The sequence below is a fragment of the Duganella sp. OV510 genome, from assembly GCF_900100205.1.
GTDB lineage: Bacteria > Pseudomonadota > Gammaproteobacteria > Burkholderiales > Burkholderiaceae_D > Rugamonas.
The window spans coordinates 404,930-418,208 of the sequence record NZ_FNEQ01000004.1; the positions used below are offsets into that span (position 1 = coordinate 404,930).

The following is a 13,279-nucleotide window of genomic DNA, read 5'->3' on the forward strand; positions in this document are numbered from 1 at the left end:
GCTAAGCCTCATATCGCCGTAAACCATCCAGATCCAGGATGCGGATGCCGCCGTAATCCAGGGTGAGCAAGCCCTGCTTCTCCAGCAGATGCAAAGCCTGGTTTGCGCGCTGGCGGGAGGCGCCGGATAATAATCCCAATTCCTCCTGCGAGATATGCACGATTTTCTCCAGGCTAGGATATAAATGCGAATGGTATAAAGAAGCCAGGCAACGTGCCACGCGCGTATCGGGATTCAATAGGCGGTCATTTTCCACTGTGCCGATAAACTGTCCAAGGCGCTCATTCAATTGCATCAGCAAAAACCGGCTGAATGGCAGGCTATTATCCAGCAGCCACATAAACGTGGCGGCTGGCATGCGCGCGATGCGGCTATCGCGCAAAGCCATTGCATCATATTTAAGAATCTCGTTTTTTAAAACCGTACCCTCGCCAAACCAGCCACCGGACGGCACGCCGGTAAAAGTCACGCTTTTACCACTGGAAGAGAAATTATTCATCTTCACCATGCCGTCGATAATGCCCAGCCAATTCTCCACCATCTCGCCCTTGCGGCAGACATAAGCGCCTTTCGGCACGAAGGTTTCAAAGGTATCAGCCTCCACGCGGGCCATTTGCTCCGCCGTCAGGTCTTTAGCCCAAATCGCCGAACGCAATGCTTCCTTCAAAGTAATTTGATCTCGATCAGACATTTTTGCGATGCACCATAGAAAAGTCAGTCAATTGTCATCGAAAAGACAACCTGCGCTCGCGCGGCACGCTAATATCATCACACAAAAAAACAAAACAGCAACAGGAGACACTGGTGCAAAAAGAACACGAGACTTTTCCTCGGCGGCTGCTCGCGCATGGTCAGGTCAGGCCGGGCAAAACCGCGTTTCGCGAAAAGTATCTGGGCATCTGGCAAAGCTGGAACTGGGCCCAGGTCAACGACGAAGTGCGGGCCCTCGCCTGCGGCCTGGCCGCGCTCGGCTTCCAGCGCGGCATGAACCTGGCCATCATCGGCGACAACCGCCCGCGCCTGTACTGGTCCATGCTGGCCGCGCAATGCCTGGGCGGCGTGCCGGTGCCGCTATATCAGGACGCTCCCGCCGCCGACATGGCCTATGTGCTGGAAAACGCCGACATCCAGTTCGCCATCGTCGAAGACCAGGAACAGGTCGACAAGTTGCTCGAATTGCAATCGCTCTACCCGCATGTCCGTCACATCGCCTACGACGACGAGCGCGGCATGCGCCATTATCGCCAGCAAGGTTTGCTGTCCTTCGCCAGCTTGCAGCAAATGGGCCGCGCCTGGGACCAGGCCCATCCCGGCTTCTTCGACGCCCAGCTGGCCGAAGGGCGCGGCAGCGATAACGCCATCATCCTCTACACCTCCGGCACCACCGGCAAGCCCAAGGGCGTGTGCCAGACCCACGCCGCATTGCTGGCGGCCGGCGACGGCGGTGCCGGCTTCGAACAGCTGACCGACAGGGAAGACATCCTGTCCTACCTGCCGATGGCCTGGGTCGGCGACTGCCTGTTCTCCTTCGCGCAGGCGATGAGCGCCGGTTTCACCGTCAACTGCCCGGAATCCGGCGAAACCGTGATGACCGACATGCGCGAAATCGGCCCGACCTATTATTTCGCCCCGCCACGCGTGTTCGAGAACATGCTGACCACCGTGATGATACGAATGGAAGACGCCAGCGCCATCAAGCGCCGCCTGTTCCACTGCTTCATGGACGTGGCGCGACGCTGCGGTGCTCAAATTTTAGACAACAAGCCAGTGCCGCTGGCCGACCGCCTGCGTTACGCCGCTGGCAAGCTGCTGGTGTATGGGCCACTGAAAAATGTGCTGGGCATGTCGCGCATCCGTGTCGCCTACACCGCAGGCGCCGCGATAGGACCGGACCTGTTCCGCTTCTACCGCTCCATCGGCGTCAATCTGAAGCAGTTCTACGGCTCGACCGAAACCTGCGCCTATATCTGTTTGCAGCCGGATGGCCAGATCAAGTTCGACAGCGTCGGCCTGCCGGCGCCCGGCGTCGAGGTCAAGCTGGCCGACAACGGCGAAGTGCTGGTGAAATCGCCAACGCTGATGGACTGCTACTACAAGCGTCCCGACGCCACCAGCGAAGCGATCGATGCGCAAGGCTATTTCCACACCGGCGACGCCGGCCTGTTCGATGCGGACGGCCACCTGAAGATCATTGACCGCGCTGCTGATGTCGGCCGCATGAACAGCGGCGCCATCTTCGCGCCCAACTACATCGAGAACAAGCTGAAGTTCTTCCCCTTCATCAAGGAAGCGGTGGTGTTCGGCCATCAGCGCGACGAGGTATGCGCCTTCATCAACATCGACATGGAAGCGGTGGGCAACTGGGCGGAACGGCGCAGCATCGCCTATTCCGGCTACACCGACCTGGCCGCACATCCCGCCGTGTATGGCCTGGTGCGTGACTGCATTGAGCAGGTCAACGCCGACCTGGCCGCCGAACCGGCGATGAGCGATACACAGATCCACCGCTACCTGGTGCTGCACAAGGAACTCGATCCGGACGACGATGAACTGACCCGCACGCGCAAGGTGCGCCGCAAGTTCATCGCCGAAAAGTACGCCGTGCTGATTGCGGCGCTCTACGAAGGCAAGGCCTCGCAGTACATCGAAACGCAGGTGAAGTTTGAGGATGGCCGCAGCGGCGTGGTGGCCGCCGATCTGAAAATTGAGGCTTGCAAGACTTACCCTGCCGTGCAGGCAGCGGCATGACGGAGGATGCGCAGATGCAGATGAATGAACCGGAAGCGCATTTCGGCGCGGTGTCGACAGATGGCCGGCGGCCTACGGGGCCGGTCATCCTCGATCTGAAGAACATCTCCTTGTCCTTCGGCGGCGTGCGCGCGCTGACCGACATTTCCTTCGACGTGCGCCAGCACGAAATTCGCGCCATCATCGGCCCGAACGGCGCCGGCAAAAGCTCGATGCTCAACGTGATCAACGGCGTCTACCGCCCGCAGCAAGGGCAGATCGCCTATCGCGGCGAAGTGCGCAAGAATATGGACTGCCACGCCGCCGCCAAATCCGGCATCGCCCGCACCTTCCAGAACATCGCGCTGTTCAAGGGTATGACGGTACTGGACAACATCATGACCGGCCGTAACCTCAAGATGAAATCCAATTTCCTGATGCAGGCCTTGTACTGGGGACCAGCACGGCGCGAGGAAATCGCTCACCGCATCAAGGCCGAGGAAATCATCGACTTCCTGGAAATACAGGCAATCCGCAAGACGCCGGTGGGCCGCCTGCCCTACGGCCTGCAAAAGCGCGTGGAACTGGGCCGTGCACTGGCCGCCGAGCCGGAGATCCTGCTGCTGGACGAGCCCATGGCCGGTATGAACGTCGAGGAAAAACAGGACATGTGCCGCTTCATCCTCGACGTCAACGACCAATTCGGCACAACGATCGTGCTGATCGAGCATGACATGGGCGTGGTGATGGACATCTCCGATCGCGTGGTGGTACTCGACTATGGCAAGAAGATCGGCGATGGCACGCCGGACGAAGTGCGCTGCAATCAGGACGTGATCAACGCCTACCTCGGAGTGGCCTGCGCATGAACTTCTTCTTCGAAGTGCTGATAGGCGGCCTGCTGTCGGGTGTGATGTACGCGCTGGTGGCAATTGGCTTTGTGCTGATCTACAAGGCGTCCGGCGTATTCAATTTCGCCCAGGGAGCGATGGTGTACTTCGCCGCGCTGACCTGCGTGGGCGTGATGGACAAGCTGGGCGTGTCGCTGTGGATCGCGCTGCCGATCACCGTGGCGGTGATGATCGTGCTGGGGCTGGCGATAGAGCGCGTCGTGCTGCGCCCGCTGGTCAACCAGCCGGAGATTACGCTGTTCATGGCGACCATCGGTCTGGCCTTCTTCATCGAGGGCCTGGCGCAGCTGATGTTCGGCGCGCAGGTGCGCAAGCTGGAACTGCCGATCGAGGACGTGCCTTCGCAGTACCTGATGGACAACTACAACATCCTCGTCTCGCAATTCGACATCATGGCCGCAGCGGTATGCGGCCTGCTGGTCACCACGCTGGCCCTGCTGTTCTCGAAAACGCGCGTGGGCCGGGCGCTGCGCGCCGTCGCTGACGATCACCAGGCCGCGCTGGCGGTCGGCATTCCCTTGCAGCGCATCTGGGCCGTGTTGTGGGCAGTGGCCGGCATCGTCGCGCTGGTGGCAGGCCTGTTGTGGGGCGCCCGCAATGGCGTGCAGTTCGCGCTGACCTTTGTGGCGCTGAAGGCGCTGCCGGTGCTGATACTGGGCGGCTTCACCTCCATGCCGGGCGCGATTGTCGGCGGCCTGGTGATAGGCGCATCGGAAAAACTGGCCGAGGTGTATATCGGCCCGCTGGTCGGCGGCGGCATCGAAGGCTGGTTCCCTTACGTGCTGGCCCTGCTGTTCCTGCTGGTGCGGCCGGAAGGGCTGTTCGGCGAAAAAATCATCCGGAGAATCTGATGCTCTACCGCGAAGCAGGACAGTTCAAGACCAGCTACCAGGCCGACGGCCAGATATTCCCCATCCTGCAGGACCGTATCGCCCTGCTGGCGATGCTGGCTGTCGCGGTGGTCGCCGTGCCGCTGCTGGCATCGCCCTACGTGCTGTCGGCGATCCTGATCCCGTTCCTGATTTTTTCACTGGCCGCGCTGGGCCTGAATATCCTGACCGGCTATGCCGGCCAGCTGTCGCTCGGTACCGCCGCTTTCATGGCGGTTGGTGCGTTCGCCTCGTATAACTTCATCCTGCGCATTCCCGGCTTGCCGGTACTACTGGCGTTTGTGCTGGGCGGCTTGAGCGCGGCGCTGGTGGGTATCGCCTTCGGCCTGCCGTCGCTGCGCATCCGTGGTTTCTATCTCGCCGCAGCCACGCTAGCGACGCAGTTCTTCGTCGTCTGGTGCCTGACCAAGATTCCCTACCTGACCAACTACAGCACTTCCGGCGTCATCACCGCGCAGCCCATCGTCATTCTCGGCTACGCCTTCGACACACCGGACCGCAAATACCTGCTGGTGCTGGCCGTGGTGGCCGTCATGGCGCTGCTGGCCAAGAACATGATCCGCTCCAACGTTGGCCGCTCGTGGATGGCGGTGCGCGACATGGACGTAGCGGCCGAAGTGATCGGCTTCCGCCTGATGCGCACCAAGCTGCTGGCGTTTGCCGTCAGTTCCTTCTATTGCGGCGTGGCCGGCGCGCTGTATGCGTATGCCTATCTGGGCACAGTGGAGCCGGAGGCGTATAACCTCGACCTGTCGTTCCGCATCCTGTTCATGATTATCATCGGTGGCGTCGGCTCGGTGCTGGGCTCCTTCCTCGGCGCGGCCTTCATTGTGCTGCTGCCGGTGCTGTTGAACGTGGTGGCGCACAGCCTTGCGTTGCCAACCAGCGTAGCGTCCAACCTGGAGCTGATGGTGTTTGGCGCGCTGATTATATTTTTCCTGATCGTCGAGCCTCACGGCCTGGCGCGCCTGTGGCAAATTGGTAAAGAGAAGTTGCGTCTGTGGCCGTTCCCCCATTAAAAAACAGAGGAGACACCCTATGAAACGCTTAGCATCCATCATCGCCTGCATCACCCTGGCCGCCAGCGGCGCTGCCATCGCACAGCCTGCGGACCAGTACATCGCCCTGCCCTCATATCGCGTCGGCCCTTACGCGGCCGGCGGTTCCGGCTTTTATGGCGGAATTATCGACTACTTCAACCTGGTGAATCTGTCCGGCGGCGTCAATGGCGTGAAGATTTCGTGGGAAGAGTGCGAAACCGAATACAACCCGTCGCGCGGCGTCGAATGCTACGAGCGCCTGAAGACCAAAAATGGCGGCGCCACACTGGTCGAGCCGCTATCCACCGGCGTCGCCTATGGCATCCTGGACCGCCTGGCAGTCGATAAAATCCCGATGACGATGATCGGCTACGGCCGTTCGGACGCCGCCAACGGCAAGGTCTTCCCCTACGTTTTCCCGCTGATTACCAGCTACTGGAACCAGGCCGCCGCCATGATCAAATACCTCGGCGACAAGGAAGGCGGCATGGCCAAGCTGAAAGGCAAGAAGATCGTCCACCTGTACCACGACTCGGCGTTCGGCAAGGAACCCTTGCCAGTGCTGGAGGCGCTGGCCAAGCAGCATGGTTTTGAACTGATCAAGATTCCGGTCACGCCGCCGGGCAGCGAGCAGCAGTCGCAATGGCTGCAGATCCGCCAGGCGCGTCCCGACCATGTGATCCTGTGGGGCTGGGGCTCGATGAACGCGGTGGCCATCAAGACCGCCCAGCGCAACGGCTTCCCGCGCGAGAAAATCCTCGGCGTCTGGTGGGCTGGCTCGGAGGAAGACACCGTGCCAACCGGCGATGCGGCCAAAGGCTACAGCGCGATGACCTTCAACACGCCCGGTAACTACCCGGTGCTGGATGAGATTCGCAAAAAACTTTATGACGCCGGCAAAGGCAATATGTCTGATCCGGCGCGCATCGGCAGCGTGTACCACATGCGTGGCGTCAGCGCGGCCATTCTGTGGGTGGAAGCGATCCGCACCGCGCAGGAGAAATTCGGCAAAGGCAAACGTATCACCGGCGAGCAAATGCGCTGGGGCCTGGAGAACCTGGATGTTGACGAAGCGCGGCAAAAAACCATCGGCGCCTTCGGCATGCTGCCGATGGTGAAGACCAGTTGTGACGACCACGAAGGTTCCGGCGCGGTGAAAGTCCAGCAATGGGATGGCAAGAAATGGAATGCCATCACGCCGAACTGGATCGTCGGCGACAAGGCATTGACCCGCAAGCTGCTGGAAGAAAGTTCCGCTGCCTATGCGGCCGAGAAGAAAATCACACCGGCGTGCGCGAAATGACAGCCACCGCTCCTTACCTGTCTGTGAATAACGTCGAAGTGATCTACGACCATGTGATCCTGGTGCTGAAAGGCGTGTCGCTGCAAGTCCCGCAGGGGAAAATCGTCGCCCTGCTGGGCGCCAACGGCGCGGGCAAATCAACCACGCTGAAGACCATCTCCACGCTGCTGCGCGGTGAGCGCGGTGACGTCACCAAAGGCGAAGTCCAGTTCAAGGGCGAACGCATCGACCAGCTGACGCCCAATGAACTGGTGCGGCGCGGCCTGTCGCAAGTGATGGAAGGCCGTCACTGCTTCGGCCACCTGACCATCGAGGAAAACCTGCTCACCGGCGCCTACACACGCAGCGCCTCGCGGGCGGAGCTGAAGGAATCGCTGGACAAGGTCTATCACTACTTCCCGCGCCTGAAAGAACGGCGTGCCAGCCAGGCCGGCTATACCTCGGGCGGCGAACAACAGATGTGCGCCATCGGCCGTGCGTTGATGGCGCGGCCATCGATGATTTTGCTGGACGAGCCATCGATGGGGATCGCACCGCAAATCGTCGAAGAGATCTTCGGCATCGTCAAAGATTTGAACAGCAGGGAAAACGTCTCTTTCCTGCTGGCGGAGCAAAACACCAGCATCGCCCTGCGCTACGCGGACTTTGGCTACATTCTTGAAAATGGCCGCGTGGTGATGGAAGGTGCGGCCAGCGAACTAGCGTGCAATGAAGACGTCAAAGAGTTCTACCTCGGCGTCTCCGGCGCAGGCCGCAAAAGCTTCCGTGACATGAAATTCTACCGCCGCCGCAAGCGCTGGCTGGCATAAGGACGACGATGGCCGATACACTGGACAGCCTGGAAACCCGCCCGGCAGAACAACGCGAACGCGAACTGATGGCACGCCTGCCGCAGTTGATCGCGCGCGCCAAGGCCGCCGCCGGATGGTCGCGCATCCTCGCCGACGTCAACGCCACCAGCATCAACAGCCGCGCGGCGCTGGCCACGCTGCCGGTGACGCGCAAGTCCGACCTGCATGCGCTACAAACGCAGCAAACGCCGTTTGGCGGCTTGAACACCACGCCGGTCGGTCAGCTGGCGCGCGTGTACATGTCACCCGGTCCCATCTTCGATCCCGAAGGACGCGGCCAGGACTGGTGGCGTTTCGCCCGTCCGATGTACGCGGCAGGCGTGCGTGCCGGCGGCTTGCTGCAAAACTGCTTCGCTTATCACTTTACGCCGGCCGCCTTCATGGTCGAAGGCGGTGCCGCGTGCATTGGCTGCGCGGTGATCCCGGCCGGCAGCGGCCAGACCGAGATGCAGGTGCAGGCCATCCACGCACTGCGGCCGGACACCTATATCGGCACGCCGTCCTTCCTGAAGATCATCATCGAGAAAGCGCAGGAGATGGGTGTGGATATCAGCAGCATCCAGCGCGCGCTGGTCAGCGCCGAGGCGCTGCCGGAATCGCTGCGCGCCTGGTTCGGCGAACATGGCGTGCCGTCGGTGTTGCAGGTGTATGCGTCCGCCGATATCGGCAACATCGCCTACGAAACCCGCAGCGGCGCGGTACGCGATCCGGGCATGGTGCTGGACGAGGAGGTGATACTGGAAATCGTCCGCCCCGGCAGCGGCGAACCGGTGCCGGCGGGTGAAGTGGGCGAGGTGGTGGTCACCGTGTTCAATCCTGACTATCCGCTGATCCGTTTTGCTACCGGCGATCTGTCGGCGGTGCTGACCGACGCGCCGCCGTCGCCATGCGGCCGCACCAACACTCGCATCAAAGGCTGGCTGGGACGCGCCGACCAGACTACCAAGATACGCGGCATGTTCGTCCATCCATCGCAGGTGCATGACATCGCGCGCCGTCATCCGCACATCCTGAAGGCGCGGCTGGTGGTGTCTGGCCGCATCGCGCAGGAGATCATGACGCTGCATTGCGAGGTTGCCGATCCCGCCAGCGCTCAAGGCGCCGACATCATCGAGTCGATCCGCACGCTGACCAAGCTGCGCGGCGAGGTGCTGTTTGTCGCCGCCGGCAGCCTGCCGAACGATGGCAAGGTGATCGCAGACGTGCGCGACTATCAATAATTGGGGATAATATCGTCCTTCACACGTTTGCTTATAAAAAGATCATGCAAGACTTCCACCACAACCGCGCCCGCGCCCTGATGAAGAGCGCCGAAGAACTCTACTCCAAGCAGGACGTCGACACCGCCGTCACCGCCATGGCCAACACCATCAACGCTCGCTTCGATCAGCCGGACAGCGAAGAATTCCCGCTGGTGCTGGGCGTGATGGGCGGCGCCGTGGTCTTCACCGGCAACCTGCTGCCGCAACTGACCTTTCCGCTCGAATTCGACTACATCCACGTCAGCCGCTATGGCGACGAAGACCGTGGCGGCGAAGTGGTATGGAAAGTGGTGCCGCGCTCGAACGTCAGCGGCCGCGTTGTGATCGTACTGGACGACATCCTGGACGAAGGCGAAACGCTGGCCCACGTCAAGCAACGCCTGCTGGACATGGGCGCCAAGGAAGTCATCCTGGCCGTGTTCTGCGACAAGGCAATCGGCAAGGCCAAGCCGGTGCAGGCGGACATCGTCGGCATCACCATCCCGAACCGCTTCGTGGTCGGCTTCGGCATGGACGCCTACGGCTACTGGCGCAACCTGCCGGGCCTGTGGGCGATTAACACCGAGAACTGATGTTGGCAGCTTCCGCCGCGATTGCCATCTGCGGCGGATGATGGCAGGATGGACTGATGATTAACACGATCATCTCCTGGCTCTTTCTTGCCGCCATCGCGCAAGCGGTGTTCCTCAGCATCGCCTTGCTGAACCCTCGTCAGCCGGAGATGCGCACCGCCAACCGGCTGCTGTCCGCACTGCTGCTCATTTTTTCAGCAATCATCGGCCATGCCTGGCTGGGGCTGAATCATCTGTACCAGGCTTATCCACATAGCGCGCTGGCGATTGTCACGCTTGGGCTGGCGGTGGGGCCGCTGCTTTATCTCTACCTGCACGCCATGCTGTCGGACCAGCCGCTGGGCCGGGGCGCCACGCTGCATTTCCTGCCATTTGCCGTCGCCACACTCGCGATGCTGCCGTTCTACTTGCGCCCGGCAGACGAAAAACTGGCCTGGATGCGCGCCTATGACGGCTGGCCTTGGTATCTGGCCTTGTTCGCGGTGGTCAAAATGGCCATCCTCTTCTTTTACCTGCGCGCCAGCCACCGGCTGGTGCAACGCGTACCGAGCGATTCCGCACTGGTGACCGATCTGCGCCGGCTGATGCGCATCTGGCTGTTCAGCGCCGGTCTCAGCGTGCTGGCGGTGGCCATGGCGGCTGTCGATGCCGACTTGCCGCTGTCGGTGGAAGCGGTGGACGGCGGCGCGCTGATGCTGTTCGTCTTCGCCACCGCCTACACGGCGATGCGCCTGCCGCTGGGCTATCGTCCTCAAACTTTGCCGCCGCCCAAGCCACGCTACGCCGACAAGCAGCTATCCACCACTGACCTCGACGCCTTTCTGGCACGACTTGGCACTTGCATGGAACAGGAACAGCCTTATCGCAATGGCGAACTCAAGCTGGAAGATCTGGCGGTGCAGGTAGCGATGACGCCACATGAACTATCGCAGCTGCTGAACCAGCATTGCGGCGCCAATTTCACCGATTTCCTCAATCGCTACCGTGTCGATGCGCTGAAAACCGCTCTCCACGACCCGCAACAAGCCAGCGTCAGCATTCTCGACCTGTCTTTGATCGCGGGATTTAATAGCAAAAGCGCGATGAACCGCGCATTTAAAAAATATACAGGCCTGACGCCGGGCGAATTTCGCGTAGCACGTGCCAAATCATGATGTGAGACGCCAAACGCGTCCCGCATCGCCACACTGGCTCCATCACCACACGGAGCCGCCATGAAAATTGCCCAATTTATCGCCAGCTTGCTGGTTTGCGCACCAGCCATTGCTGGCCAGACCTGGATCACCAACGTCAAGCTGGTATCGCCAGAAAAAATCGATCGCATTGAAACCGGCAGCGTGCTGATCGACAATGAGCGCATCGTCCGGGTCGAACGTGGCTTGGGTAGCAAAGCGCCAGCCGGCGCCACCCGCGTCGACGGCAAAGGCTATTACCTGACGCCCGGCCTGATTGACTCCCACGTACACTTGTTCGCCGTGCCGGGCATGAGTTTCGCACAATCCGCGCAGATGACGGCGATGGCGGATGCGTACTTCGCGCAAATGCCGCGATCTTACCTCTATTACGGCTATACAACAGTGATTGATCTGGCTGCCGGCAGCCGCGAATTCATCGACCGCGTGAAAGCCATGCCGCTGCATCCGGACATTTATGATTGCGGCGCACCGCTGGTGATCGCAAACGGTTACCCGTCTGCCTTCATTGCGCCGGAAAAGCGTTTTCAGATGTTCTCCAACTTCATTTATGATCCGGCGCAAAAGGACCGCATCCCGGCCAAGTACAAAGCGGAAGACTATACCGTTGCGAAAGGCGTGGCGCGGGTCAAGGCCGACCATGCGATCTGCCTCAAGACCCATTACGAGCGCGGCTTCGGCAACCAGCGCAACCTGCCGGTGATGAGCACGGCAATGTATGGAGAAGTGCGTCAGCTGTCCAGGCAGGCCAACCTGGTGCTGGTCACCCATGGCAATTCGCTGGAATCGCAGACTTTTGCCGTCAACGGTGGTGCTGATGTACTGGCGCACGGCATGTGGCACTGGGGAGCGCTGAATAATTCGAAGGAGTTGCCCGACGAAGTGCGGCAGTTGCTCGACAAAGTCGTCGACAACAACATCGGCTACCAGCCGACCATGCAAGTGCTGTTTGGTCTGCGCGCCTACGTCGATCCTGACTACCTGAATACTCCGGCGCTGGCAAAACTGCTGCCACCAGCCATGCTGGCCTGGCTGAAAACGCCGGAAGGCAACTGGTTCAAGGAAGAAGTAGCGGAAGAGGGAGAAACCGACGAAGCCGTGCGCCAAGGCATGGAAGCGCCGCTACGCCGCCAGCGCCAGGTAGTTGCCTATCTGGCGAGCAGAAACGCCAACTTCCTGTTCGGCACCGACACACCATCGTCGCCCACCTACGGCAACATACCCGGCTTGAACGGCTACCTGGAAATGCAAAACCTGCGCAACGCCGGCCTGTCGCTGGAACAGATCTTCAAGGCCGCCACCATCAACAACGCGCGCGCCTTCCATCTGGACAAGGACCTGGGCACCATCGAACCGGGCAAAGTGGCCAACCTCGTGCTGATGAAAGAATCGCCCCTAAAAGACATCCGCGCCTACGACACGGTAGACACCATCTGGATACGCGGCAAGCCAGCGCCGCGCGCCACCCTGGCAGTGGACCGCAGTAATTAAAGCGCCAGGCGCGCGCGAGCGGCGTCGTATTCGCGTTTCAGGCGCTCGACCATCTCTGCGGTGGTTGGGATGTCGTTCATCAGGCCGACGCCTTGGCCGGCGCCCCAGATGTCGCGCCAGGCTTTGGCGCTGCTGGAGCCGAAGTTCATTGCGGTCTTGTCGGCAGTTGGCAGCGCGTCCGGGTCCAGGCCGGCGGCGACAATCGATTTCTTCAGGTAGTTACCGTGAACGCCGGTGAACAGGTTGGAATACACAATATCCGCCGCAGTCGATTCCACGATCGCTTCACGGTAACCGTCACTGACATTGGATTCCTGCGTCGCCAGCCAGCGCGAGCCGATGTAGGCGAAGTCGGCCCCCATCGCTTGCGCCGCCAGAATCGCATCACCGGTGGCGATCGAGCCCGACAGGGCAATCGGTCCCTTGAAGAACTTGCGCACCTCGCCCACCAGTGCAAACGGCGACAGCGGGCCGGCATGTCCGCCAGCACCGGCAGCCACCAGGATCAGGCCGTCCACGCCAGCTTCCAGCGCCTTCTCAGCGTGACGGATGGAAATCACATCGTGCAGCACGATGCCGCCGTAGCTGTGGATGGCGTCCAGCATCTCTTTCGGCGGCGCACGCAGCGAGGAAATGATGATCGGAATCTGGTGTTTGACGCACACTTCGACGTCATGCGCCAGGCGGTCGTTCGACTGGTGGACGATCTGGTTGACGGCGATCGGGCCGACGCGCTTGTCCGGGTTGGCCGCCTGGAAGTCTGCCAGTTCCTTCTGCAAATCGGTCAGCCACACATCCAGCAACTCGGCCGGGCGCGCGTTCAGCGCCGGGAAGGAGCCGACGATGCCAGCCTTGCACTGGGCCGCCACCAGCTTGGGACCGCTGGCAATAAACATCGGCGAAGCGATGACGGGAAGGGTGAGGTTTTGCAGGACTGCAGGCAAGGTCATGGCGTGCTCGCTGACGTGAGTTGATCGGTTCAACCGATTATAGATCGAAAATAGTACGACCGTGCCAGAACTAGGGCAATCCCTCTACA

12 protein-coding genes are annotated in these 13,279 nt (G+C 61.0%); 10 read left to right on the forward strand and 2 right to left on the reverse strand.

Annotated elements, in window-relative coordinates; genetic code table 11:
* Nucleotide 1 precedes the first annotated feature (1 nt).
* Complete coding sequence (locus BLS51_RS14075) at nt 2–691, reverse strand: Crp/Fnr family transcriptional regulator (RefSeq protein WP_090188810.1); 690 nt, start codon at nt 689–691, stop codon at nt 2–4.
* Between the two features lie 110 nt (nt 692–801).
* On the opposite strand from BLS51_RS14075, the gene BLS51_RS14080 reads away from it, so the two are divergent.
* From BLS51_RS14080 to BLS51_RS14125, 10 genes are read left to right on the forward strand one after another with little or no spacing between them, the layout of a single operon-like run.
* Nucleotides 802–2,748: an AMP-binding protein gene (locus tag BLS51_RS14080; protein WP_373994354.1), complete on the forward strand. Its 1,947-nt coding sequence runs from the start codon at nt 802–804 to the stop codon at nt 2,746–2,748.
* 14 nt (nt 2,749–2,762) lie between these two features.
* Nucleotides 2,763–3,596 (forward strand): ABC transporter ATP-binding protein, encoded by an 834-nt coding sequence (locus BLS51_RS14085; RefSeq protein ID WP_229208064.1) that lies wholly within the window; start codon nt 2,763–2,765, stop codon nt 3,594–3,596.
* Nucleotides 3,593–4,489 carry a branched-chain amino acid ABC transporter permease gene (locus BLS51_RS14090; protein ID WP_175472576.1) on the forward strand — a complete coding sequence of 299 codons (897 nt, stop codon included), beginning with the start codon at nt 3,593–3,595 and terminating at the stop codon, nt 4,487–4,489. The genes BLS51_RS14085 and BLS51_RS14090 overlap by 4 nt, the downstream gene beginning before the upstream one ends.
* Nucleotides 4,489–5,547, forward strand: a complete 1,059-nt coding sequence (locus BLS51_RS14095; protein WP_090188800.1) for a branched-chain amino acid ABC transporter permease — start codon at nt 4,489–4,491, stop codon at nt 5,545–5,547. The genes BLS51_RS14090 and BLS51_RS14095 overlap by 1 nt, the downstream gene beginning before the upstream one ends.
* 19 nt (nt 5,548–5,566) lie before the next feature.
* The gene (locus tag BLS51_RS14100) at nt 5,567–6,871 is read left to right on the forward strand and encodes an ABC transporter substrate-binding protein (protein WP_090188796.1); all 1,305 of its coding nucleotides are present in this window, start codon (nt 5,567–5,569) and stop codon (nt 6,869–6,871) included.
* Entirely contained in the window at nt 6,868–7,680 is an 813-nt protein-coding gene (locus BLS51_RS14105; protein ID WP_090188793.1) for an ABC transporter ATP-binding protein, read from the forward strand. The genes BLS51_RS14100 and BLS51_RS14105 overlap by 4 nt, the downstream gene beginning before the upstream one ends.
* Before the next feature lie 8 nt (nt 7,681–7,688).
* A complete protein-coding gene (locus BLS51_RS14110) occupies nt 7,689–8,942 on the forward strand; it encodes a phenylacetate--CoA ligase family protein (protein WP_090188790.1) in 1,254 nt (417 codons plus the stop codon).
* Nucleotides 8,943–8,986: 44 nt separating this feature from the next.
* The gene (locus BLS51_RS14115) at nt 8,987–9,556 is read left to right on the forward strand and encodes a hypoxanthine-guanine phosphoribosyltransferase (RefSeq protein ID WP_090188787.1); all 570 of its coding nucleotides are present in this window, start codon (nt 8,987–8,989) and stop codon (nt 9,554–9,556) included.
* Nucleotides 9,557–9,612: 56 nt separating this feature from the next.
* On the forward strand, nt 9,613–10,710 hold the full coding sequence (locus tag BLS51_RS14120) for an AraC family transcriptional regulator (RefSeq protein ID WP_090188784.1): 1,098 nt from the start codon (nt 9,613–9,615) through the stop codon (nt 10,708–10,710).
* Between the two features lie 60 nt (nt 10,711–10,770).
* Nucleotides 10,771–12,240, forward strand: a complete 1,470-nt coding sequence (locus BLS51_RS14125; protein ID WP_090188780.1) for an amidohydrolase family protein — start codon at nt 10,771–10,773, stop codon at nt 12,238–12,240.
* Here the strand turns inward: BLS51_RS14125 and BLS51_RS14130 are convergent.
* A complete protein-coding gene (locus BLS51_RS14130; RefSeq protein WP_090188776.1) occupies nt 12,237–13,190 on the reverse strand; it encodes an NAD(P)H-dependent flavin oxidoreductase in 954 nt (317 codons plus the stop codon). The genes BLS51_RS14125 and BLS51_RS14130 overlap by 4 nt on opposite strands.
* Nucleotides 13,191–13,279 lie beyond the last annotated feature (89 nt).